This is a genomic window from Phascolarctobacterium faecium (assembly GCF_003945365.1).
In the GTDB taxonomy this organism is placed as follows: domain Bacteria; phylum Bacillota; class Negativicutes; order Acidaminococcales; family Acidaminococcaceae; genus Phascolarctobacterium; species Phascolarctobacterium faecium.
In genome coordinates, this window is the sequence record NZ_AP019004.1 from 389,566 (window position 1) to 413,819 (window position 24,254).

Annotated in this window: 21 protein-coding genes and 5 tRNA genes; 7 read left to right on the top strand and 19 right to left on the bottom strand. The window is 49.8% G+C overall.

Translation table 11 applies throughout. From position 1 onward, the window contains the following. Window positions 1-2: 2 nt before the first annotated feature. From rsmA to PFJ30894_RS01950, 14 genes are all read right to left on the bottom strand, one after another. On the bottom strand, window positions 3-875 hold the full coding sequence (gene rsmA, locus PFJ30894_RS01885) for a 16S rRNA (adenine(1518)-N(6)/adenine(1519)-N(6))-dimethyltransferase RsmA (protein WP_125668892.1): 873 nt from the start codon (window positions 873-875) through the stop codon (window positions 3-5). Further along, the gene (gene rnmV / locus PFJ30894_RS01890; RefSeq protein ID WP_046430774.1) at window positions 868-1,413 is read right to left on the bottom strand and encodes a ribonuclease M5; all 546 of its coding nucleotides are present in this window, start codon (window positions 1,411-1,413) and stop codon (window positions 868-870) included. Before rnmV ends, rsmA begins: the two co-directional genes overlap by 8 nt. 13 nt (window positions 1,414-1,426) lie before the next feature. After that, window positions 1,427-2,404 carry a 3D domain-containing protein gene (locus tag PFJ30894_RS01895; RefSeq protein ID WP_113078168.1) on the bottom strand — a complete coding sequence of 326 codons (978 nt, stop codon included), beginning with the start codon at window positions 2,402-2,404 and terminating at the stop codon, window positions 1,427-1,429. Window positions 2,405-2,612: 208 nt separating this feature from the next. Beyond that, window positions 2,613-3,395 carry a TatD family hydrolase gene (locus tag PFJ30894_RS01900; protein WP_113078169.1) on the bottom strand — a complete coding sequence of 261 codons (783 nt, stop codon included), beginning with the start codon at window positions 3,393-3,395 and terminating at the stop codon, window positions 2,613-2,615. A gap of 1 nt (window position 3,396) precedes the next feature. After that, window positions 3,397-5,364 (bottom strand): methionine--tRNA ligase, encoded by a 1,968-nt coding sequence (gene metG, locus PFJ30894_RS01905; RefSeq protein ID WP_125668893.1) that lies wholly within the window; start codon window positions 5,362-5,364, stop codon window positions 3,397-3,399. Beyond that, window positions 5,361-6,206: a 16S rRNA (cytidine(1402)-2'-O)-methyltransferase gene (rsmI, locus tag PFJ30894_RS01910; RefSeq protein WP_125668894.1), complete on the bottom strand. Its 846-nt coding sequence runs from the start codon at window positions 6,204-6,206 to the stop codon at window positions 5,361-5,363. The genes metG and rsmI overlap by 4 nt, the downstream gene beginning before the upstream one ends. Further along, window positions 6,206-6,934, bottom strand: a complete 729-nt coding sequence (locus PFJ30894_RS01915; protein ID WP_044491698.1) for a tRNA1(Val) (adenine(37)-N6)-methyltransferase — start codon at window positions 6,932-6,934, stop codon at window positions 6,206-6,208. Before PFJ30894_RS01915 ends, rsmI begins: the two co-directional genes overlap by 1 nt. Window position 6,935: 1 nt before the next feature. After that, a complete protein-coding gene (locus PFJ30894_RS01920; RefSeq protein ID WP_113078172.1) occupies window positions 6,936-7,784 on the bottom strand; it encodes a PSP1 domain-containing protein in 849 nt (282 codons plus the stop codon). After that, complete coding sequence (locus PFJ30894_RS01925; RefSeq protein ID WP_167457005.1) at window positions 7,784-8,782, bottom strand: DNA polymerase III subunit; 999 nt, start codon at window positions 8,780-8,782, stop codon at window positions 7,784-7,786. The genes PFJ30894_RS01920 and PFJ30894_RS01925 overlap by 1 nt, the downstream gene beginning before the upstream one ends. Window positions 8,783-8,799: 17 nt before the next feature. Beyond that, a complete protein-coding gene (gene tmk, locus PFJ30894_RS01930; protein ID WP_046430768.1) occupies window positions 8,800-9,423 on the bottom strand; it encodes a dTMP kinase in 624 nt (207 codons plus the stop codon). Beyond that, on the bottom strand, window positions 9,423-10,883 hold the full coding sequence (locus tag PFJ30894_RS01935; RefSeq protein WP_231997927.1) for an aminotransferase class I/II-fold pyridoxal phosphate-dependent enzyme: 1,461 nt from the start codon (window positions 10,881-10,883) through the stop codon (window positions 9,423-9,425). Before PFJ30894_RS01935 ends, tmk begins: the two co-directional genes overlap by 1 nt. Window positions 10,884-11,058: 175 nt before the next feature. Then, window positions 11,059-12,231: a type III PLP-dependent enzyme gene (locus PFJ30894_RS01940; protein WP_113078174.1), complete on the bottom strand. Its 1,173-nt coding sequence runs from the start codon at window positions 12,229-12,231 to the stop codon at window positions 11,059-11,061. Between the two features lie 297 nt (window positions 12,232-12,528). Continuing rightward, window positions 12,529-13,809 carry a serine--tRNA ligase gene (serS, locus tag PFJ30894_RS01945; protein WP_021717836.1) on the bottom strand — a complete coding sequence of 427 codons (1,281 nt, stop codon included), beginning with the start codon at window positions 13,807-13,809 and terminating at the stop codon, window positions 12,529-12,531. A 125-nt stretch (window positions 13,810-13,934) separates the two neighbouring features. After that, window positions 13,935-14,822 (bottom strand): NAD(P)/FAD-dependent oxidoreductase, encoded by an 888-nt coding sequence (locus PFJ30894_RS01950; RefSeq protein ID WP_021717837.1) that lies wholly within the window; start codon window positions 14,820-14,822, stop codon window positions 13,935-13,937. 231 nt (window positions 14,823-15,053) lie between these two features. On the opposite strand from PFJ30894_RS01950, the gene PFJ30894_RS01955 reads away from it, so the two are divergent. From PFJ30894_RS01955 to PFJ30894_RS01975, 5 genes are all read left to right on the top strand, one after another. Further along, window positions 15,054-15,129, top strand: a tRNA-Lys gene (locus PFJ30894_RS01955). 6 nt (window positions 15,130-15,135) lie between these two features. Then, window positions 15,136-15,210 (top strand) — tRNA-Glu (locus tag PFJ30894_RS01960). A gap of 3 nt (window positions 15,211-15,213) precedes the next feature. Then, window positions 15,214-15,289: transfer RNA gene (locus tag PFJ30894_RS01965), tRNA-Val, on the top strand. A gap of 39 nt (window positions 15,290-15,328) precedes the next feature. Beyond that, window positions 15,329-15,405, top strand: a tRNA-Asp gene (locus PFJ30894_RS01970). Between the two features lie 4 nt (window positions 15,406-15,409). Continuing rightward, a tRNA-Phe gene (locus PFJ30894_RS01975) sits at window positions 15,410-15,485 on the top strand. 121 nt (window positions 15,486-15,606) lie between these two features. Here the strand turns inward: PFJ30894_RS01975 and PFJ30894_RS01980 are convergent. Beyond that, window positions 15,607-16,428 (bottom strand): prepilin-type N-terminal cleavage/methylation domain-containing protein, encoded by an 822-nt coding sequence (locus tag PFJ30894_RS01980; RefSeq protein WP_125668896.1) that lies wholly within the window; start codon window positions 16,426-16,428, stop codon window positions 15,607-15,609. Between the two features lie 324 nt (window positions 16,429-16,752). Between PFJ30894_RS01980 and iadA the strand changes: the two genes are divergently transcribed. Beyond that, on the top strand, window positions 16,753-17,901 hold the full coding sequence (iadA, locus tag PFJ30894_RS01985) for a beta-aspartyl-peptidase (protein ID WP_197714967.1): 1,149 nt from the start codon (window positions 16,753-16,755) through the stop codon (window positions 17,899-17,901). 12 nt (window positions 17,902-17,913) lie between these two features. After that, the gene (locus PFJ30894_RS01990; RefSeq protein WP_021717074.1) at window positions 17,914-18,096 is read left to right on the top strand and encodes a hypothetical protein; all 183 of its coding nucleotides are present in this window, start codon (window positions 17,914-17,916) and stop codon (window positions 18,094-18,096) included. A gap of 68 nt (window positions 18,097-18,164) precedes the next feature. Here PFJ30894_RS01990 and PFJ30894_RS01995 read toward each other — a convergent pair whose 3' ends face one another. Genes PFJ30894_RS01995 through kdpB form a run of 4 tightly spaced genes read right to left on the bottom strand, consistent with a single transcriptional unit; the run spans window position 18,165 to window position 24,245 of the window. Next, entirely contained in the window at window positions 18,165-18,857 is a 693-nt protein-coding gene (locus tag PFJ30894_RS01995; protein ID WP_046430783.1) for a response regulator, read from the bottom strand. Next, entirely contained in the window at window positions 18,850-21,567 is a 2,718-nt protein-coding gene (locus PFJ30894_RS02000; RefSeq protein WP_125668898.1) for a sensor histidine kinase, read from the bottom strand. Before PFJ30894_RS02000 ends, PFJ30894_RS01995 begins: the two co-directional genes overlap by 8 nt. Before the next feature lie 55 nt (window positions 21,568-21,622). Beyond that, window positions 21,623-22,195, bottom strand: coding sequence for a potassium-transporting ATPase subunit KdpC (gene kdpC, locus PFJ30894_RS02005; protein ID WP_021717077.1), 573 nt, complete (start codon window positions 22,193-22,195; stop codon window positions 21,623-21,625). A 19-nt stretch (window positions 22,196-22,214) separates the two neighbouring features. Further along, window positions 22,215-24,245 (bottom strand): potassium-transporting ATPase subunit KdpB, encoded by a 2,031-nt coding sequence (kdpB, locus tag PFJ30894_RS02010; RefSeq protein ID WP_113078179.1) that lies wholly within the window; start codon window positions 24,243-24,245, stop codon window positions 22,215-22,217. Between the last annotated feature and the right edge of the window lie 9 nt (window positions 24,246-24,254).

The following is a 24,254-nucleotide window of genomic DNA, read 5'->3' on the forward strand; positions in this document are numbered from 1 at the left end:
TGTTATTTTGATGCTTCTGTTTCTGCCAGCACTTCTTTAAAGCAGTTGGTCAGGCTGGCAAAATCTGCCAGCGACAGCGTTTCGCCCCGGCGCTTGGGGTCGATACCGGCACGTTCCAACCATGCCGCAGCCTGTACGCTGCTGATGCCCATATTTTTGAGAGCGTTACTGAGCATTTTACGGCGTACGGAAAAAGCCGCCTTTACGACTTTGAAGAACAGTTTTTCGTCGCAGACCTCGACCGGAGGCACGGTGCGGCGTTTGCAGACAATGACGGCACTGTCGACATTGGGCGCCGGGATAAAGGATTCCGGCGGTACGATAAAGGCTATCTCCGGCTCAGTATAATATTGAATCGAAACTGACAAAGCGCCGTAATCTTTGCCGCCGGGCTTCGCGACCATCCGCTCGGCTACTTCCTTCTGCACCATGGCAACCAGCCGTTCCATAGGCAGGCGCTGTTCCAGCAGATTGAAAATGATCGGCGTGGTAATATAATAAGGCAGGTTAGCCGCCACCTTAAAGGTCGGCGCGCCAACAATATTTTTGATATCGACTTCCAGGATATCGCCGTTTTCTATACGCACATTATCGTAGCCTTCCAGTGTTTTTGCCAACACCGGCAGCAGCCTTTTATCCAGCTCGACTGCTACGACCCTGGCGCCGCTCTGCGCCAGTCCCTGCGTCAAAGTGCCTATACCGGGGCCGACCTCTAAAACCGTGTCGTCCTCAGACAGTTCTGCAGCAGCAACGATCCTGCGTACGACTTCTTCGTCGATCAGGAAGTTCTGTCCCAGTCTTTTATCCGCTTTTAATTTAAAGGTGTGCAATATATGATTGGTGACTTCGCGTCTGGCAATGATCGGTTTATCCATGCTGTTCTCCTAACTGCGCAAGCGCCTCGTCAAATTCGCTGCGGGTGACCCCATAGCTGTTGAGCCGCTCTAAAAACCTTTTGGCGTTGCCGTAGCCGATGCCCAGCAAAGCGCCCATTTTATCACGGCGATACGCCGCACTGCCTGTTCCGGCCAGATCGTTCTGCCACAGGTCTTGGCTGGTAAATTCGCTGTCAGGCTTATATTCATGGTGGCGCACCTTACTCAGCGCTGCCAGGATCGCCTCAGGCTGAGCCTGCTCGATGCCCACATCATTGTGCGCCGTAGCGTCCGCTTTAGGTACAAAGGCCTGCCCCGCTTCGGGAAAGCGCTGCGTCAGAAAGCGGCGGATACGTTCGCCGGCACCGTCCGGGTCAGTTAGGATAATGATGCCCCGCTTTTTATATGCGGCTTCGATCTGCCGCAGGGTATATGGCGCTAAGGTAAAACCGCCTGTTTCGATGGTATCGGCTTCCAGGGCGCGTTTGATCGCCACTGTATCCATTTTTCCTTCTACTACGAGAACTTCTTTCAGCAAGTCCGCGCCTCCGTTACTCTAAGATATATACGTCTAAGGTACGGCGTCCCCATTGAATGGCTCTGTGCCAGTCGTGCATAAACACGTCCAGCCGATTGCCGCGGATAGCGCCGCCGGTATCGCCGGCCATGGCAATGCCATAACCGGGGATATACAGTTTAGTATAATACGGGATAACCCGCGGGTCAACGGCCACGATACCTTCGTAAGGCACCAGTCCTATCGAAGTTCGTCCGGTACCGCTGCCTTCACCCAAGGTATAGGCGGTGATTTCCATGGTCATAACTTTATTATAACGCATCCGCCCGCGCGAAGTTTCGATAGAACGGGCCATGCCGCGCTCTACCAGCTCACGTCTAGGCTCTTCCAGCACTGTCTTGCTGATGATATGAGTTTGGAACAGGCCGTCTTTAAGCGTAGTTTTTCTGGTCACCTTCATCTTGCCGGGTACGCCCGGTTCCAGCACCTTATTCTCACCATACGGCTTTTCCAGATTATCAACAAACTCCACAGGCGGCTCGATCGGCTGCTCTTCTTCATGCAGCTCATCAAAACGCCCTAAAATATGGATCTCCAGGTCGGAAGTGATCGGCGTATCAACAGCAGGATAGACTGTTTTGCCTTCATAATTGATCGCCAGGGCATCCAGCGCCTCGCCGACAGTTGCTTTACCGGTATAGAATTTTTTGCTGACGCCATATTTTTCGATCGTTACAGGCAGAGCGCGTTTCAGCTCAATAACTTCCATGGTCTTTTTTTCGGCATTTGCCGGAGAGATCAGTATGCGGTCTTCTTTGCCGACCTTGACGCCGGACTCTTCCAAAATAGAACGGGGATCTTCAAGAATAGTGGTCACTACTTTTTCCTGCCCGTCGTAACGCAAAACTATTTCTTTGCTGTTAGCCAGACAAATAGCGCTGAAAACTAAAACTACCACTAACAGCAGCGGCAAAATTTCCATTGCTCTATATAATGATTTTCTATTAGGCATAAATTGTACCTCCTTTTAAAGACGTATAATTTTACCATAAAGAAAAATTTTCTGTCAAACTGTCGCCCTTAAACACACATAAGCTTTTGCACAAAAAACAAAAACGTAAAAACTACTGTGGACACAGATACTTGTTTTGACTTCTGGAAAATAACAGCCTTAAAATACAAACTGCCTGTTTGCGAAAAACAAACAGGCAGTTTGTATTTTATTTTATTTTATTAAAAAGAGTTTTGACATTTTTAGTAGTCTGCGCTGCCAGCGCTTCAAAGGTCGTGCCGCGCACTTCGGCCGCATTGCGTGCTACCAGCTCGGTATAACCCGGCTGATTACGCTTGCCGCGATAAGGCACCGGCGTCAGATAAGGTGAATCTGTTTCAAACAGCAGCAGGTCATCCGGCACATACTGCAGGACCTCGCGCACTTTTGCGGCATTTTTATAAGTAGAGGTGCCGCCAAAACCAAGATAAAATCCTCGCTTAAGCAGTTCCTTCGCCATTTCCAGTGAGCCGGAATAGCAGTGGAACACTGCCCGCACACCTGTGACTTCTTTTTGGAAGATCTCCAGGATATCGCCGTGCGCATCGCGGTCGTGAATGATCACCGGCAGGTCGAACTGTTTGGCCAGATCGAGCTGTTCTAAAAGACGGCGCTTCTGCACGTCCTTCGGCTCGTTGCCCTTCCAGTAATAGTCGAGGCCGATCTCGCCGATGGCTACTACCTTGGGGTGGACGGCCCAGGCTGCCAGCTCGTCAAGATAGCTGTTATCCAAAATACCCTCAAGGTCTTCAGGATGCCAGCCCACAGCGGCATACATAAAATCATATTTTTCAGCTAAACTTACAGCGAAACCCGACGTGATCTCATCACAGCCGGGATTGATGATCCCGTCCAGTTCTTCCTGCAGCTGTGTAAGCAGCGCGTCGCGGTCATCGGTAAAATAGTCCGAGTCCATATGGGCATGGGAATCGAATAGTCCTGTACGTGACATCTTATTTCACCTTGCTCCCGGAAGCGATATCGGGGGCATCAGCCAGCACCAGCTTACCTTCTCCGTCAGAGGCGGCCAGCAGCATCCCGCGGGATTCGATCCCACGCAGTTTTGCAGCTTTCAGGTTGGCGATCACGATAACATTGCGGCCGATCAGCTCTTCGGCAGTATAATGCTGCGCGATCCCGGAAACGATGGTACGTTCTTCTTCGCCGATCCTGACCTCAAGCTTCATCAGCTTATCGGTTTTAGGTACGCGCTCTGCTGCGGTAATGGTAGCTACGCGCAGATCTATCTTCATAAAATCATCGATAGTTATTTCTTCTGTTGCCGCGGTTTTGCTTTCCGTTTTGGCCTCAGCTTTTACTTCGGCCTTAACTGCTTGTTTAGCGGCCGGAGCAGTCTTTTTGGTAGCGGCGATAACAGTTTCTCCGCTTTCAGTGATCTCGATACGCGGATACAGCGGCTCACCCTTCTGCACTTTGGTGCCGTCAGGCAGCCCGCCCCAGGCGGTATCGGCCAGCAGGAACTGCTCGGGAGCAGTGAGGCCCAGCTGGGTATAGATCTTGGGACTGGTAGAAGGAATATAAGGACTTGTAAGGATAGCGACGATGCGCAATACCTCTGCCAGATTATACATAACTGTTTTCAGACGCGCTGCTTTGGCGGGATCTTTTGCCAGCAGCCAGGGGCCTGTTTCATCAATATATTTATTGGCACGGCTGATAAGCGCCCACAGAGCTTTGATCGCCGTGTTGATTTCCATATGGTCCATAGCGTTCTGATATTTCGCAACAGTTTCATTGACCAGGGCGATCAGCTCGTCATCAAGAGGATCACTGCAGGCGGTTTTGTGGATCACGCCGCCGTGATATTTTTCGATCATGCTGACCGTACGGTGCAGCAGGTTGCCAAGGTCATTGGCCAGATCAGCGTTGATGCGGGTGATCAGCGCGTCGCGCGAAAAATTGCCGTCACTGCCGAGGTTGATCTCGCGCAGCAGGAAATAACGGATAGCATCGGCGCCAAATTCGTCGATCAGCGCCAGAGGATCAATGACATTGCCCTTGGATTTGGACATTTTGTCGCCTTCAACTACCAGCCAGCCATGTCCGTAAACCTGTTTCGGCAGTTCTTCACCCATAGCCATCAGCATGATCGGCCAGATGATAGTATGGAAACGCACGATCTCCTTGCCGACCAGATGCAGGTTAGCAGGCCAGTATTTATTGAATTTTTCCGGATCACTGCCGTAACCAATACCGGTAAAGTAGTTGAGCAGCGCGTCAAACCAGACATAGACAACGTGTTTGTTGTCAAAAGGCACAGGGATGCCCCAGTCGAAGGTGGTGCGGGTGATGCTCAGATCTTCCAGTCCCTGTTTGATGAAGTTGATCATCTCGTTGCGGCGTGCCACAGGCTGAATGAAGTCGGGATGAGTTTCGATATATTCCAGCAGACGGTCCTGATATTTGGAAAGCTTAAAGAAATAGCTTTCTTCTTCCATACGCTCTACCGGACGGCCGCAGTCGGGGCATTTGCCATCGACCAGCTGACGCTCCAGCCAGTAGGATTCGCAGGGTACACAGTACCAGCCTTCATAATTCTTTTTATAAATATCGCCCTGTTCAAAGATTTTCTGCAAAATACTTTGCACAACCTTATGATGGCGTTCTTCGCTGGTACGAATAAAATCGTTATTGGTGATATTGAGGCGCTGCCATAAAAGTTTGAAATTTGCGATGATCTCGTCAACATATTGTATCGGGGTAACACCCATCTCCGTAGCTTTACGCTGAATCTTCAGACCATGCTCGTCACTGCCGGTCAGAAAAAAGACGTCTTCGCCCTTGGCGCGGTGATAACGGGCCACGGTATCGGCGATAGTCGTACAGTAAGCATGACCGATATGCAGTTTATCGCTGGGATAATAGATCGGGGTGGTGATATAAAACGTTGGTTTTGTCATATGTTGATCCCTTCTTCTTCTGAAATTAATTTATTATATAATTCCCGTTTGGGAATCTTATTTGCTTTAGCAACCTGCGCCAGCGCCGTTTTTTTATCGACGCCGCGAGCCAGCAGTTCCTGTACCTGCGCCAGCGGATCCTTTGCTTCCTGCGCAGGCTGCGGCTGTTCCAGGCCTCTGGCGATGACCAGGCAGAATTCACCGCGGGGCTTATTTTCATGCAGCCAGGTCAGGCACTGACTGACCGTGCCCCGGAAAAACTCCTCATGCAGCTTGGTCAGCTCACGCGCTGCTGCCAGCTGTCTGTCCCCCCAGACCTCCAGCACTTCCTTCAGCACCTGTTCGATCCTGTGCGGCGCTTCGTACAAAATAATCGTAGCCGGCAGATACTGCCATTCTTCCAGCTGCTGCCGCCTGTTTTTTTTGCTCTTGGGCAGAAATCCGCCGAAAAAAAACGGTGAGGCAGGCAGACCTGAAGCAATGAGCGCGCATAACGCGGCGTTGGCACCAGGTACAGGCACTACCTGCACGCCGGCATCGATCGCCAGTCTGGCCAGTTGTTCGCCCGGATCAGCGATACCGGGAAACCCGGCGTCACTGACTAAAGCGATATTTTTTCCGGACAGCAGTTCGTCCAGCAGATAAGCTCCCTGCCGTTCTTTGCTGTGCTCATCATAGCGTACCAGCCGTCCCTTGATATTGAAACGGTTCAATAACTGCAGTGTATGACGGGTATCTTCGGCAGCGATAATATCCGCCTCGGCCAGCATTCTCTGCGCCCTGGGCGTCATATCTTCCAGATTGCCGATCGGCGTCGCGCACAAATATAAAATTCCTGCCATTATTCTGCCTCCTCCGCCATACCGTAATACTCCAAAGTCTGTTTGCTGTGGCTGCCGTCCTCATTATACATAATAAGCGGCGGCAAAACCTCCAGTCCGTAACTGCCGCCTTTGACCATTTCCATGAGAAAGATCCAGGCGGGCTTATCCGCAAAGGCATGTACCCATTGCAGTTTTTTCGGCTGCAGACCATATTTAAGCGCCAGTTCCATACATTCCGTAAACCGTTCGGGCAGCTGCACAATGGCAAAACGCCCTCGATATTTGACCAGATAGGCGGCGGCGCGGAAGAAATCCTCCAGCGTTGCCGTCAGTTCATGGCAAGCCGCAGTCGCTACCCGGCGAACCTTACCGCTGTTACGGTAGGGCGGATTAGCTGCGATCAGATCGAAACTTTCCGAACGATAAAGCGCTTTCAGCTCCCGCAGATCGGCCAGCTCGGCACTGACACATTCCTCCAGCCCGTTAGCCGCAATGCTGCGGCGCATCAGCTCTACTACATGAGGATTACAGTCAACGCCTACTACTTGAGCCGCACCGCGTGCTGCCAGCAGCAGGCTGATGGCCCCTGTACCGGCGCCAAGTTCCAAAACACGGGCCTGCCTAACCAAATGCGGGAAAGCTGCCAGAAAAACAGCATCCGTCGTAAAACAAAATTCTTCCGAGTCCTGCCAGATCGCATAATTACAGCCGGGCAGGGAATCGCAGCGTTCTGTAGCTTTACTCATTTCAGATCGGATCGGCCTTGGAAGCATCAACGATCTCGTCCCATTCTACCTGGATAACGTTATCGGGCGTCAGCTGCACGGAAGCCGTACGCATAGCGCGGTTGATGCCTGTTACTTTGCCTTCTCCCAGCGGCGTTACTACCAGCGAGCCCAATTTGGGGATCTCGACACGGTCGTTGCCGCAGTTACGTTTACAGCCGCCTTCTTTGCAGCAGTACATATGGTTTTCATATTTCAGGCAGCACATCAGACGACCGCAGATACCCGAAATCTTCGCCGGATTCAGCGACAGATTCTGATCTTTAGCCATTCTGATCGATACCGGTTCAAAGTCACCTAAAAAAGTAGAGCAGCACAACGGCCTGCCGCAGCTGCCGATCCCACCCAGCATTTTTGCTTCATCGCGCACGCCGATCTGGCGCAGCTCGATCCGGGTACGAAACACAGCGGCCAGGTCTTTGACCAGCTCGCGGAAATCTATACGCCCTTCGGCTGTGAAATAAAATATGATTTTATTGACGTCAAAAGTAAATTCCACATCGATCAGACGCATCGGCAGATCGTGATTAGTGATCTTACGCAGGCAGATATTGAAAGCTTCTTTCTCGCGTACGATATTTTCTTCGACTTTCTGGGCATCTTCATCAGTAGCTTTGCGCAGCACCGGTTTCAAAGGCGAAACCACCTCACTGTCGCTGACCTCGCGCGGCCCTACTACTACTTCGCCGTATTCTACCCCGCGGGCAGTTTCGACAATGGCATGATCCCCCTGGGTTACGCTGCTGAGTGCGGGATCAAAATAATATATTTTACCTGCTTTTTTGAATCTTATACCTACAACTGTTGGCACTATCTCTCCTCCTTCCGAAGTATGTCTGTTTTAAGTACCACCGTTTCCAAAACCAGCTTGGCGCCGGCATTGCTTTCGATGGCCTGATATGCTTGCTGGGCGATGTCCGCCGCCTGCTTCAAATGCGAAGCGGGCCATGAGGCGGCCAAACGCCGTAATCTATCTGTGCAGTCACAGTTATAAATCTGTTCCTCCAGTCCGTTTTGCCAAAGCAAAACGTCCCGGGCTAAAAACAGCAGCATTTCCGTAAATAATAAACCGCCATGTTTGTCATAGCTTTCGAGCCATGGCTGCGAAGCTACATACCGCATGGGCTGCGCCAGCGGCAGGGCTTCCAGAAATTCCAAAGCCTGATCGCGGTAGCTGACGGCATCTGCAGCAGCCAAATTGACAGCAGCGCCAAGCGAACCGCCTGCCAGGCGGGCCAGCAGTTCCGGGCGTTCCAGCCCGAGCCTGTTCAAAGCCTCCTGTGTCAGTGCCAGGGGTATCTGGTCAAAGCGTAATTGAATGACCCGCGAAAGGATCGTCGGCAACAGGCGTTCCAGCCGCGACGCAACCAGAATAAACATCCAGTTTGACGGCGGCTCTTCGAGCAGCTTTAAAAGGCTGTTCGCCGCTTCTACCGTCATCCTGTCAGCAGCGTCGATGACGCATACCTTATGGCTTGAAAGCGCAGGCGCAAAGGCGGCCTGCCTGCTCATTTCCTTGATCTGTTCTATTTTCAGGTCTTTCCCGGGAGCTTCCTGCTCCACCAGAATAAAATCAGGATGGGCAAAGCTGTGCTCTGCCAGATTGATCAGACGGCAGGATTCGCACCTGCCGCAGGGATGTTCGTCCGGCTTCTGGCACAGGAATGTTTTAGCAAAACGCAAGGCCAGCTGCTTTTTACCAATACCTTCCGGGCCGTAAAAAAGCAGTGCATGCGGCCTGTTACCCGGCTGCAGCAGCCTGGCTAAAAATTCCTTATTCTGTTCATGTCCCAGAATATCGTCCCACATAGGCATCCTTTCCTCGCTTACTCTTTAAGTAAAGCCTCCAACTCGCTGATCAGACAGCCGCGTACGCTTTCCTGTTCCTGCAAAGCATCAATGACCCTGATCCGCTGTGGATAGGCCTTACTGAGTTCGACAAATCCCTGCCTTACCTTGAGCTGAAAAGCAAGTCCTTCGTTTTCAAAACGGTCGGTCACACCGCGCTGCGACCTGCGGCCTGCAAGCAACAGAGGATCTCCGTCCAGCAGCAGCGTCAAATCTGGTTCCAGCCCGCCCGTTGCAAAAGTGTTCAGCTGCAGCAGCTCCTGCAGCGGCAGACCGCGAACAAAGCCCTGGTAAACCAGTGTCGAATCGCTGAAACGGTCACAAAGCACGATTTTTCCGGACGCTAACGCCGGACGCACGACCTTATCTAAATGATCAGCACGTGCTGCCAGATACAGCAAAGTTTCTGTACGCGCGTCTATGGCCAGCTGCGGGTCAAGCACCAGCTGACGCAGGCGTTCAGCAGCTTCGCTGCCTCCCGGTTCACGGGTGCAGACAACTTCTCGTCCGTTCTGCCTCAGGTACTCTGCGATCAGCTCCAGCTGCGTGCTTTTGCCGCTGCCGTCGGGGCCTTCCAATGTGATAAAATACCCTTTGTTCATCAAAACACCACTCGTATTTCCCTCAAGCTGCCGTCAGCGGGTCCGCTGACCGGCAGGTTCAAGTTTTTCATATTTTCACAGTAAGCGATGATCGCTTCCGTAATCAGCTCACCCGGCAAAAGTACCGGTATGCCGGGCGGATAAAAGCTTACCTGCTCGGCACAGATTTTTCCGGCCGCACGGCACAGAGGTATGCTGGTCTTCGCGCTGTCGAAGGCCTGCCGTAAAGACATCACCTGCTGCGGTGCAGGAAGCTGTGGGCTGACCGTCAAACGGCGCGGCGTTTTTTTGTTTTTTTCCAGTTCGGTAAAAACCTGTTGTATCACAGCGAGTACGGCATCATAATCAGCGCCGCCGTCGCTATAGGTAACTAAAAATAACACGTTATCGGCATCTGTCAGTTCTACGGCAACACCTGCCTGCCGCAGTTTTTCCCCGGCTTCAATACCTGTATAACCCCAGGCGGCTACATTGACCGTCACCTTGGTGCTGTCAAACCCGGCAATACCGTTACTGCCGGCACAATCAGCCGTCAGCAGCTTCAGCCCCTTGAAGGTCTGTAAAAGCCGCCGCAATCTGTCTGCCGCAGCCACAGCCTGTGCCGCCATCTGCCTGCCGCCTGTCGCCAGCTGGAAACGCGCCGCGTCCAGAGACGCCATCAGCAGATAATTGGGGCTGGTTGTCGTCAGCAGGCTCATAACATCAGCAGCCCGCTTTAAATCAAGGCGCCGGCCCTGCACATGCAGCATCGAGCATTGCGTCATAGCACCCAAAATTTTATGCGTGCTTTGCGCGCAGGCATCCGCGCCGCACTCCATAGACGAAGGCGGCAATAATTCGCTGAAACCAAGATGCGGGCCGTGCGCTTCATCTACCAATAGTGCAGCACCATATTTATGGGCTATTTGAGCAATCGTTTTAATATCAGCAGCCTGACCGTAATAATTAGGGCTGGTCAGAAACACTGCTTTAATAGAAGGATCTTTTTGCAGAGCTTCTTCGACCTGCCCGGCAGTGACCTGCGTGTTGATACCAAAAACCGCATCAAACTGCGGTAATACGTATACCGGTTCCAGATCACCTAAAAGCAGCCCTCCGGCAACACTGCGGTGAGCATTGCGGGGAATAAGAACTTTACCGCCCGGTTTGACAGCAGTCATCAGCATTGCCTGAATGGCCTGCGTCGTACCGTTAACAGCAAAAAAACAGCGGTCGCTGCCGTAAAGCTGTGCGGCCAGGGTCTGCGCTGCGGCAATACAGCCTTCAGGACAATGGATGTCATCCAGCTCCGCCATCAGCGAAACGTCCATCTGCAATGCGCCTGCTCCCAGCTCGCCAGCCAGAAGCGGTTCCATTCCGCGGCCGCCTTTATGTCCCGGCGTGTGGAAAGGATAGACCTGTTCTTTTTTATATTTGAGCATAGCCGCTACAAGCGGCATTTTTTTCTGATCTGCCTGCAAAAGAAAGCCTCCACGATAAATACAAACACTTATCCATGTTATCTTTACATTTTATCACAAGCAGCAAGGCGTTACAAGCAATTGTAACGCTTCGTCAAACTACCGCTGCAACCGCCTGCTCACCGCAATAAAAATACTCCGGCTGCAAACAGCCGGAGCAAAGATATTCTGTTGTTCAGCCAACCATAGCAGCCTGCGGCTGCGGCTCGATTTCGTCTTTTAAATCTTCCCAAACGATAAAATTGGCTTTACTGAAACCGTTGAAGGTCGTCGCCGAAGCCGAAGTATAAGCGCCGCAGGAAGGAACCAGCAGCAGATCGCCTACCTCCTGGCGTACAGTCAGTTTGCCGCGGAACATGATATCCAGCGAATCACAGCTGGGACCGGCAAAAGTGGCTTCCACTTCTTCTCCTTCTTTAAAGCTGATCAGCTTAAAGTCCCACTGGTCAAAAATAACGCCGGAAAAAGTTCCGTATAAACCATCATCAAGGAAATACCAGGGCTGACCGCCGCGTTCAGTAACACCGATGACGCTGGTAATAAGGTTGACAGCCGTACCGCACATAAAACGTCCCGGTTCCGCCCAGATCTCTACATTGGGAAAATCTTCGTCCAGACGGGCGTTGATCTGTTTAAGCATTTCTTTTAAATTAAAACGCACCTTGGGTTCGGGAATCGGAAATCCGCCGCCAATATCTAAGATCCGCAGCTGCATCCCTGCAGCGGCAGCTTCTTCAAAAATCTCGCGGGCCAGATCAAGCGCATTCAGATATGGATCGGCGCTCATCGTCTGGCTGCCGACATGGAAACAAACGCCGGCGGCGTCAAGACCGGCAGCCTGTGCTGCCTGCAGTAGTTCTACTGCGCGTTCGCGGCCTACGCCGAATTTTTTATTCAAATCTACATGTGCGGAAGAATTGTCGATACGGATACGCAGAAGCACCGTAGCACCGGGGCAGCCCTGTGCCATTTTTACGATTTCACTTTCGCTGTCAAAAGTCATTTTATGTACACCGACGTCACAGCAGGCCTGCAGACCGCCGCCGGTTTTGATAGGATTGGCGTAAATCAGACGCTCGCCGTCAATACCCATTGCTGCCAGAGTTCTGATCTCGCCGTCAGAAGCAACATCAAAGCAGGAACCCAGGTCACGCAGCAGTTCCAAGATCCGCTGATGCGGATTGGCCTTGATCGCATAGTAAAGCTGCACACGCGGCAAGTGCTTTTTCAAAAAGCGATAGTTCTTTTCTATTTGTTCTAAAGAAAGTACCAGCAGCGGCGTTCCAAAGCGCTCTGCCAGCCTTTCTGCAGCATTTTGACTAAGTTGAAAAAAGATGTCCTTCTTCATATCCACTCTCCCCTTGCTTTAGCATTGATTTTACTCATATGATTTTACCACAAATTACTGAAAGTACAATAGGAAAATGAAAGAAATTGAAAAAAATTTGAGGAGTTTCAGGCAAAACCGTGATAATCACGCTTAACGTCTGTTTTTACTAAAATTTTACTGGTTTTTTAGGATTTTTAATATTTTTTTACTAAATAAGTCACTACTAAATATAGTAATCTATGCTGATTTGACAACACAAAATACCTAAATATGGAAAACCCCCGCTTATTAAAAGCAGGGGTTTGCAAAAACTACTTATTTTTTAGGTGCTTCGATAACGTCGCAGCCCATATAAGGCCGCAGGACTTTCGGCACGATAACGCTGCCGTCTGCCTGCTGGTAATTCTCGAGAATAGCGGCAACAGTACGTCCTACCGCCACACCTGAACCATTCAGGGTATGTACGAATTCCGGTTTGGATTTAGTGTCGCGGCGGAAACGGATGTTAGCGCGGCGAGCCTGGAAATCAAGGAAATTGGAGCAGGAAGAAATTTCACGATAGCAGTTAGCCGCCGGCAGCCACACTTCCAAATCATAAGTTGCAGCAGAACTGAACCCAATATCACCTGTGCAAAGACGCACGACACGATACGGCAGTTCCAATAATTGCAGCACCTTTTCGGCATTAGCCGTCAGTTTTTCCAATTCGTCCCAGGAATCTTCCGGCTTGGTGAATTTTACCAGTTCTACTTTATTAAACTGATGCTGACGGATCAGACCGCGGGTATCGCGGCCGGCACTGCCTGCTTCAGCGCGGAAGCAGGCGCTGTAGGCAGTATAATACAGCGGCAGATCGTCGCCGCTTAAAATTTCGTCGCGGTGCAGATTCGTGATCGGAACTTCGGCAGTAGGGATCAGGTAATAATCCAGCCCCTCCAGTTTGAACATATCTTCAGCAAATTTAGGAAGCTGGCCTGTTCCCTGCATACTGTCTTTATTGACGATGAACGGCGGGAAAAATTCCGTATAGCCGTTTTCACCGGTATGGATATCCAGAAAGAAATTGATTACGGAACGTTCCAGCCGGGAACCGAGTCCGCGGTAAAAAGTAAAGCGGGCGCCGGAAACCTTGCCGGCACGTTCAACATCGAGGATGTTCAATTTTTCGCCGATATCCCAATGAGCCTGAGGCTCAAAAGCAAATTTAGCCGGTTCGCGCCAGGTACGCACTACCGGATTATCGGCATCACTGCTGCCAACAGGTGTATCTGCTGCCGGCATATTCGGAATCGTCATCAGAATTTCTTTTAATCTGGCTTCGATATCCTTCAGCTCTTTATCATCTTCCGCGATCTTATCACCCAGGGCACGGACCTCGGCCATCTGCGCATCTGCATTCTCACCGGCTTTTTTCATTTTGCCGATTTCCTGAGAAGCTGCGTTGCGCTGGCTTTTAAGAGCCTCGACCTGCAGGGTCAATTCACGGCGTTTCTTTTCCAATTCCAAAAATTCGTCAAGGTTCACATTGGCGTTACGCTTACGCATAGCGTCCATAACCAATTCAGGATTTTCCCTAACAAATTTCATATCTAACATTATTCATTCCTCCAAATGTTGAATTACTTCGCAAACTTTATTTTAGCACAATTTACCATAATATGAAAGAGAACACGCCGAAGAACATCGGCGTGCCCGTAAAATCACTGTTATTCAGTTTAAAATCAGCTGTATTCTTTAAAAGTTTCAATCAAACCGTCACGTTTGGCCAGATAATTGATCGCGCTGATAGCGGCTTTCTGAGCCTGACCAGCCGCACGATTGACCTGCCAGGGCTGACCGGTGCAGTCGCCGCCGGCGAAAACGCCTTCGATGCTTGTTTCAGCCTGGTCGTCGACAAGAACAGAACGGCCGCGCATCTGCAGACCCGGCAAAAAGCTGTTGAGCGGATCAGAAGCACGGAACATAAAGACTGCCTGGACACTGAAAAATTCACCAGTGGTATGCAGCCCGGTTACTCTGTCGGTACCGGTAATATCAGTCGGCTGATCCAGGACCACCGTTACATTTTTGCGTTTTGGAGCTACGAAGCCCTGAAAACGGGGAATAAAAATTACTTCACTGCAGATATCAGCCAGATATTCTATTTCTTCCATCGCATCAGGAACAGTGGCGATCGCAGCAACGCGCTTACCTTTGTATTCAGCGCCGTCGACTTTGGCGCAGTAGCTTACGCCGCGGCCTAAAAATTCTTTTTCGCCCGGCAGCAGGCTGGAACGGGAAATACCCGTAGCAAGAATTACCGTATCGGCATTATACTGGCTGTTAGGCGTACCCAGTTCAAAATAACCGGCTTTCTCTTTTAATGAAACTATTTTTTCTTCGATAATCTCCGCACCGATATGGCGTGCATGCTCGATGAACCTGTCCATCAGCTCATTGCCGGAAATATCGGGACAGCCCATATAATCTGTGATAAGCTCGACACTGCGCAGACGGGGACTGAAACCGTGAGCCTCAAACACCACTACCTTCCGTCCTTTACTGCTGGCAGTAATAGCCGCCGACAGGCCCGCCGGACCGCCGCCGATAATTGCGATATCATATTTCATGTTTTAATCCTCCAAAAAATTTTTAGGGGAAGCCTTCATTTAGTTCAACAAGCTAACTGTTTTTATTTTACCTTCTTTAACACGTCAGCGTCAATCCTTTCCACATGTATACACAATTTTACCGTTTTTTTAAAACAGCTTCCTGCGGTTTTAGGAAAAATTAGAAAAACAGCGAAAAAACTCTTGCCAAACTTTCCATTTTCGTGTATTCTATATAAGCAACATTACGACGGCCCATTAGCTCAGTTGGTAGAGCACCTGACTCTTAATCAGGGTGTCGTAGGTTCGAGGCCTACATGGGTCACCAAAATTTGGCCGGTTGGTCAAGCGGTTAAGACACCGCCCTTTCACGGCGGTATCAGGGGTTCGATTCCCCTACCGGTCACCATTCGGGCGCTTAGCTCAGCTGGGAGAGCGTCTGCCTTACAAGCAGAATGTCGGCGGTTCGATCCCGTCAGCGCCCACCATTTTTTATTTTGGTAGAAGTTTTATGTAGCCCCACCAATGGCCCGGTGGTTCAGTTGGTTAGAATGCCGCCCTGTCACGGCGGAGGTCGTGGGTTCGAGTCCCATCCGGGTCGCCATTTTGCCTCGGTAGCTCAGTTGGTAGAGCAAAGGACTGAAAATCCTTGTGTCCACAGTTCGATTCTGTGCTGAGGCACCATCAAAGAGCAACACCCTTCTTTTAATAAAGAAGGGTGTTTTTGTTTTAAATCAATATCCAGATATAAATAAAAACTCAGCGCTTCAGCGCTGAGTTTTATCGTTTAATTTATCAAATCATGTTATTTGCTGAAAGTGTTGCCTGTCAGGGTGACTTCTTCCCAGCCTTCGTTTTTTATTTTATCAATTATCTGCGCTTCCGTTTTCCCACCTTTGTCAACACTGTTGGAAATACCACCTAAATTCGTCCCTTGGGGACTATAATACCATTTTTTAGCTGCAGAATCGTATATATAATTAGTGCCCCAATCTCCACTATTTTTAAAATCGCCATTACCATTTGCATAGGTCAGAAAACTGCCATCTGCAGTTAAATGGAATTTAAAATAAATCGTATTGCCATTTAAATCTACTCCGCTGGGCCATTTTCCTTTTTCTTTATAATAAGCTTCTCTAAAACCATCATTGGTCTTTACTAATGCACCAGAGGCATAAGTTGGCCACCAGCCCAGATCCTTCAGTTGCTGATCTGTCATAGCGCCGTACTTATCAAGAAATTCTTGAAAGTCATTCGTAATATTATCTATAACACTGGCATCATCGCTGACATTAGCTTCATTATGCTCAGCAATAGAACAGACTACTTTTTCATTACTGACGCTGTAAGTGCCATTATCGGCACATTTAGGGACAAAATTAAAATATTTATTATCGTTAGGTTCTTTTACAACTTCTGCCAGAAATCCCACCAGTGTCCCGTTGTAGTTCGATGCCTGCTGAGCGTGGAACATCCGCATGATCTGCGTCCGGTTAGCCAGACATTCCTTTTTCGCCGCTTCCTCGCGGGCTTCCATAAAATATGGAATCGCCAGACCTGCTAAAATTCCCAGCACTGCGATAACAATCACCAATTCAACTAAAGTAAAGCCTGTTTGTCTTTTCACTTTCGGACGCTCCTAAATCTATTCTCATTTGAATTTAACCATATATTCTTCAGAAAGTAAATATTATTTTTTAAAATAATATATTTTATTAATCTGCTGTTAATTATAAATCACATATTCATAATATGATTCAAATAAGAAATATGTATTCGCAAGGGGTAAGTGCAGCATTATTTACATCATCCAGCCAGAGTCTGCTTATCCCCGATGTCAAAAACGACAGTTTTTTTTACTTTCACTGCAGAAAATCTTGGTTGGCAGCAGGAATTATAAGCAGCTAAAGCGAATTGATAATAGTTAATTTATATATTGATGGAGGTAGCTATGTTTACACTCATAAAAAATGCTCATATTTACGCTCCTGCCGATACAGGCTGCCAGGATCTCCTGCTGGCCGGACGTAAAATCGTTCATATGGCTCCGTCAATCGGCGAGCTGCCTTTTGACTGCACCGTTATTGACGTCAGCGGGGCTAAAGTCACTACCGGTTTTATTGACCAGCATATTCATATTACGGGCGGCGGCGGCGAAGGCAGCTTTGCTACCCGCGTACCTGAAATCCAGCTGTCACAGCTGACAACGGCAGGTACTACGACAGTAATCGGGCTGCTTGGCACTGACGGCGTGACCCGCAGTATGGAAAATCTGCTGGCGAAAGCCCGTGGCCTAGAAGAAGAGGGTATTTCCACCTGGATCTATTCCGGAGCCTATCCTGCTGACAGCAATCATATCACCGGCACTCTGCGCAGTGACATCGTTTTGATCGACAAAATATTGGGCGGCAAGGTCGCAATGAGCGATCACCGTTCGTCTATGCCCAGCACACAGGCTTATGCCAGCCTGGCAGCAGAAGCCCGTATCGGCGGTATGCTGAGCGGCAAAGCCGGCGTGCTGCACATCCATATGGGCGACGGTAAACGCGGTCTGGAACCGGTTCTTGAGATCCTTGAAACTACAGAGCTGCCGATCAGTGTGTTCCGTCCTACTCATGTCAACCGAAATCCCATGCTTTACAAACAGACTATCCAATTCGCACTGCAGGGCGGTATTATTGATCTGACCTGCGGCATGACAGGCAGTGCTATCCCTGTGCCTCAGGCTGTTAAACAGGCTTTAGACGCAGGCGTACCTTTGGAACGTCTGACCTTGAGCAGCGATGGTAACGGCAGCATGCCTAAATTTAACGAAAACAATGAACTGATCGGGCTGACTGCCGCTGCGCCACGTTATCTATACGAAGAAATGCTGAGTATCGTCAAAGCCGGCGTATTGCCCTTTGACAAAGCATTACAGCTGATAACCTGCAATGTTGCCGATGCCCTGAAGCTTGAAGACAAAGGCCGTATTGCCGTAGGTAAAGACGCTGACCTGATCGTTTGGAACGACGACCTAACCTTAAACAAAGTTTTTGCCAGGGACCGCCTGATGGTAGATGAGGGGCAGGCCGTTGTCAAGGGAACTTTTGAAAACTAAAGGAGCTAAATTATGACGGCTAAAATCATTTGGACTTTGATCTTTTTCTGTTCTATCCGCGGTGTTTATGCCAACGCTGCAAAAAAAGAAATTGCCTATACCGTAGCATTTACAGTTACGCTGTTTTTCTCCATGTACATGCTGGCAGATCTTTTTGGAGTACTGCCGCCGGGCTTTATCGAACAATTATTTTGAGCAAGAATAGAATAATTAAAGCAAAAGGACTATTTCTTAACGAAATAGTCCTTTTTTCTATCTGAAATTTATTCGCCGCCCAGCAACCTGTAACCAATCCCCGCTTCGGTGATCAGATATTTAGGCTGCGCCGGATCAGGTTCTATTTTGCGCCGCAGCTGCCGCATATAGATCCTGATATAATGGGTATCCGTATCATATTCATTACCCCAGACAGCTTTCAGCAGCTGTTTATGCGTCAGCACGCGTCCGGCATATTTAAGCATCACCTTAAGCAGCTCATACTCTGTCGGCGTCAGCTTTACTTCACGCCCTTCCACTACTACCCTGTGTTCCAGAAGATTGAGCTGCAAACCGCCGCAGGTCAGTATCGGTTCTCCTTCTTTATTGCCGGCCCGGCGCAGACAGACTCTCATTCTGGCCATCAGCTCACCCATACCAAAGGGTTTGGTCACATAGTCATCAGCTCCGACATCTAAGGCGGCAATTTTTTCCTGTTCCTGCTCACGCGCCGTCAGGACAATGATCGGCGTTTCCGACCATTCCCTCAGAGCTTTCACTACTGCTTTACCGTCCATATCAGGCAGCCCCAGGTCAACCAAAATAATATCCGGCCTGAAGGAGGCCGCCATTAACAGCCCGTCCTGCCCTGTAGCAGCTTCACCCAGCTCATAGCCGTAGGCCTGCATTGATATTTTTAAAAGCTTTCTGATTGCGGGTTCATCATCAATAATTAAAACGCGCAATGTATTTTCAGTCATTTTTTTCACCAGCCTTTTCTTCCGGCAATGTTACAGGCAAGGCAAAAGCAAAAATACTGCCGCCACCAGTGCGCTGTTTAGCCCAGATCCTGCCGCGGTGGGCATCGACAATGCCTTTGCAGATCGCCAGCCCCAAACCGGTGCCGCTGATTTTCTCCGTTTGTCTGGCCCTGTAAAATTTATCGAACAAATGCGGTAAATCTTTGGCCGTCACCCCCAGCCCCCGATCTTTGACCATAACGATCACTTCGCTATCGTCAAGACAGGTCTGTATTTCGATCTCACTGCCTTCTACTGAATATTTTACCGCATTATCCAGTAAATTCAACACTACGTGCTCAAGTAAGGCCGCATCGGCATAAATCAGCGGCAGATCGTCTGCTATCTCTACTTTGATCTTATAGCTCTGCGTATGTTCCTTGCTGCGCCGCAGCGCACCGCTGACAACATCCTCCAGATCGCACCAGTCCAGCTTCAGCTGCAGCATCCCGCTTTCCAGACGGGCGGTATCTAAAAGGTTGCCGATGATCCGTTCCATCCTTTTAGAGGCATCGGCAATGGTTTCCAGAAGCTGCTGCCGCTGTTTCTCACCATAAGCAACAGCTTTATCATTTAAGGTATATACCGAAGCCATGATAGCCGCTAAAGGCGTTCGCAGTTCGTGGGAAACAGAATTAAAAAGCGCTGTACGTAATTTATCTGCCTCACGCAGCATTGCGGCCTGTTTTGCTTCGCTGCTCAGCCCGGCCCGCACCAAAGCGATCGCCAGCAGGCTTACCCACGCGCCCAGTACAGCCCTTTCCTCCGGCGATAACTTCCGTGTATCGATAGCGATGCCAACAACACCGATAACTTTTTCTCCATTCATCAGCGGTAAAAAAAGATTTTCAGCACCGGGTAAAGTATCAGTAGAACGTCCGGCGGCCTGTCCGTGTTCCTGCACCCAAGCTGCTACAGCATATTCTGACGGCGGCAGCTGAAATTCCGCGGCCGCATCCTCCTGCTGTACAGCATAACAGGCCTGCAGCCGCAGTACTTTACTTTCAGGCAATAAAATCAGCACTGTCCGCTGCAGCTCTCGTCCCACATGACTGACAAATTCTTCCATGATCGTCACTGCGTCATCGACTGCGGCAATACGGCTGCTGAAACGGTATAGACTGTTGACATTGCTTTCACGGCGTCTGGTACTTTCCAATTCCCGCCTCAGCGATTCTGTCTTTCCACCGACTAAAAATGCTACCAGTCCAAAGATCAGAAAGCTCCACAGATATCTGATATCATAAATAGTAAAAGTAAAAATCGGTTCCAAAAATAAAAAGTCAAAACCTAAAACACAAAAGAGCGCTGTTACATAGGCCGTACTTCTGCCCCACCAGGCTGCTGTCAACAATACCGGCAGCAAATACAGTAAGGATATATTGACCAGCTCCAGCTGACCGCGGAAAACATAGCAAAGCCCAGTAGTAATGACAACTGCCGCCAGCGCCCCTACATACTGGCGCCAGCCGGCCTGCTGCTGCGGTACTGCCGTAGTGATGACAGGAGACTTTTCTTCCTCTTCCCGCCCCTGGATGACATAAACATGGATAAACCCGCTCCTGTCAATCAATCTGTCAACCAAGGTTTTTCGGCCTATCTCATACCAGCGGCGCGGCCCTGATTTCCCGACCACGATCGCGGTAACATTTTCTCTGACAGCGATCTGCAGAACCGTTTCCACAAAATCCGTACCGGCAGTAGTCAGGATCTGACCTCCCAGCTCTTTAGCCAGATTCAGGTTACGCCAAAGCCTTTCCCGTTCTTTATCACCATGAGGAAATCGTCTTTCCGGTGTTTCGATATGCACAGCCAAAAATTCTGCGTGCAGTCCCTGAGCTAAACGCTGCGCCGCTCTGATCAGCTGTGCTGAAAAGGGACTGGCGCTGACGCAAACCATGACCTTGCCGGAAGCCGGCCAGGGACCTTCTATTTTATGCAGGCGCATATAGGCCAGCATATCCTGATCAACATGCCGGGCCGTAAATCTTAAAGCCAGCTCACGCAGCGCGCTGATATTGCCCTGTCTGAAAAAGCCCCGCAATGCCTGCTGGGCCTGCTGCGGACGATAAACCTTGCCTTCCTTCAAACGCTGCAGTAATTCTTTAGGCGGAATATCGATCAATCTGATATCATCTGCCAGCTCAAAAAACGCATCCGGTACAGTCTCACGAACAATACTCCCGGTAATTTGAGCAACAACGTCATTCAGGCTTTCGATATGCTGGATATTGACAGCAGTATAAACGTCGATACCGGCAGCCAAAAGTTCTTCTACATCCTGATACCGCCGCTGATGGCGCGAACCCGGCACATTACTGTGCGCCAGTTCATCAACGACTACCAGCTGCGGGCGGCGTCTGAGAATAGCATCCAGATCCATTTCCTGCAGCATCTTGCCATGATATTCTATTTCCTGCTCGGGGATACGCGGCAAACCTTCCAAAAGCGCTGCTGTCTCTTTGCGCCCGTGCGTAAGCACCAGGCCGAGTACAATGTCAGTCCCCTCCCGCAGACGGGCATGTGCTTCCTGCAGCATGCTACAGGTTTTACCAACACCGGCAGCAGCACCTAAAAAAACAGTCAGCTTGCCGCGCTGTTCTTTATTGGCAGCAGCCAGCAGCGTTTCAGCATATTCATGTCCACTTTGAGGTTTCTCTGTCAGTTCCATAACCTTCTCCTTCGCAAGATAGTCAAATAGGGCTGCCTGAATGCAGCCCTAACTTTTATTGATTCTGTTGTAAATTATCAAGCGCCAGATTCAATTTTAAAACATTGACTCTGTCCTCTCCGACAACTCCCAAATCAGCATTTTCAATATGTTCTGAAACCAGATCGCGTACCTGTCTGATTTCCAGACCACGTACTTTGGCAATACGTTCGACCTGGCAATAAGCAGCTGCCGGCGTCAGGTGCGGATCCAAACCACTGCTGGAATTTGTTACCAGTACGCTGGGCACTTCTTGATCAGATGTCCAGCCATTGGCCGCACGTACAGACTCTGCCAGCTCGCCGACCTGCTGCTGCAGTTTAGCGCTGGTACCGCCATAGTTAGTGCCGCCTGAATTGGCAGCGTCATTACCGCCTGCAGAAGGGCGGCTGCTGAAGTAGCGGGCATCTGTGAACGCCTGACCGATCAGAGCCGATCCTACCGGAACTCCGTCTTTTATTATTATACTACCATTAGCCCGGCTGGGAAATACCACTTGCGCCAAGCCTGTCATGGCCAGCGGATAAACCAGCCCGGTAAAAATACTCAAGGTTACAACCATTACTAACGATCTTATTATCGCGCCCATATTTCCACCTCATTCTTTCTTAAGCCAAGCCTAAAGCAACTAAAAGCACATCAATGATCTTGATGCCAATAAACGGTACGATGATACCGCCGACACCATAAATCAGCAGATTTCTCTGCAGTATTTTAGAAGCTCCCAGCGGTTTATAGGCTACGCCTTTCATCGCCAGCGGTATCAGCGCGATGATGATCAGCGCATTGAAAATCACGGCGCTTAAAATAGCGCTCTGCGGTGAATGCAGCTGCATGATATTGAGCACTTCCAACGGTGCATAAGTTGCGGCAAACAAAGCCGGGATAATCGCAAAATATTTGGCAATATCATTGGCAATACTGAAAGTTGTCAGGGAACCGCGTGTCATCAAAAGTTGTTTACCGATCTCCACAACTTCGATCAATTTCGTTGGATTGGAATCAAGATCGACCATATTGCCCGCTTCCTTAGCCGCCTGTGTACCGCTGTTCATTGCAACGCCCACATCTGCCTGAGCCAGTGCCGGCGCATCATTAGTACCGTCACCTGTCATTGCTACCAGCATTCCCTGCTGCTGATAGGAACGGATCATTTTCAATTTCGCTTCCGGCGTTGCTTCAGCCAGAAAATCATCCACACCGGCTTCGGCAGCAATCGCTGCCGCTGTCAACTGGTTATCACCAGTGATCATGATCGTTTTGATGCCCATTTTCCTCAATTCACTGAAACGTTCTTTAATACCGCCTTTGACGATATCCTTTAGATAAATAACACCCAGGACCTGTTTATCTTTGGCAACTACTAAAGGTGTACCGCCCTGATGCGCAATATTTTCACAGGCACTGCGGACTTCAGCAGGAAAAGCCCCACCCAGTTCGCTGACATAGTTCTGCATGGCTTCCATCGATCCCTTACGTATTCTGGCATCGACGATATCAATACCGCTCATTCTGGTCTGGGCGGTAAAAGGAATGAATTCTGCCTGTAAATGTGTAAGATCACGCTCGCGCAGGCCATATTTTTCTTTAGCCAGGACAACGATACTACGCCCTTCCGGAGTTTCATCAGCCAAAGAAGCCAGCTGTGCCGCATCGGCCAGTTCTCCCGCAGTAATGCCAGCAGCAGGAATAAATTCCGTCGCCATCCTGTTGCCCAGGGTAATCGTCCCCGTTTTATCAAGCAGCAGCACATTTACGTCACCGGCTGCTTCTACAGCACGGCCGCTCATTGCCAGGACATTACGTCCCAAAAGCCGATCCATTCCGGCAATACCTATCGCTGACAGCAAACCGCCGATCGTTGTAGGAATCAGGCAAACCAGCAGCGCAACCAGTGCCGTTACAGAAATAACCGTACCGGAATAAATCGCAAACGGTTCCAAAGTTACTACTGCAAACAAAAAGATAATCGTCAAACCAACCAAAAGAAGCGTCAAGGCGATCTCATTCGGGGTTTTCTGACGTTTAGCACCTTCAACCAGCCCGATCATCCGATCGAGAAAGGTTTCGCCGGGATTAGTAGTCACCCTGACTTTAATCCAGTCGGATAACACCTTAGTGCCGCCGGTTACAGAAGATTTATCACCGCCTGATTCGCGGATAACAGGCGCTGATTCACCGGTAACAGCGCTTTCATCCACCGATGCCATGCCTTCGATTACTTCGCCGTCGTTAGGAATGGTATCGCCAGCTTCAACCAAAACTATATCACCCTTGCGGATAGCTTCGGAACCGACGATTTCAAAACTGCCATCAGCTTTAATTTTCTTTGCCTGCAGAGATTTGCGGGCTTTACGCAGACTTTCTGCCTGCGCTTTGCCTCGGCCTTCGGCTACGGCTTCGGCAAAATTGGCAAACAGAACCGTAAACCACAGCCATAAATCTATATGCAGGTCAAACCAGCCTTCCTGTGTATTGCCTGCCATAAAAGCACGTACAGCCAGAACTGCTACTAAAATCGCGCCCAGAAAAACTATGAACATAACAGGATTCTTCCATTGGATACGAGGATCGAGCTTCAGGAACGCATTACGCACGGCCTCGCCCAAAATCTCTTGCTGTTGTCTATCTCTTTTCATCTCAGATCC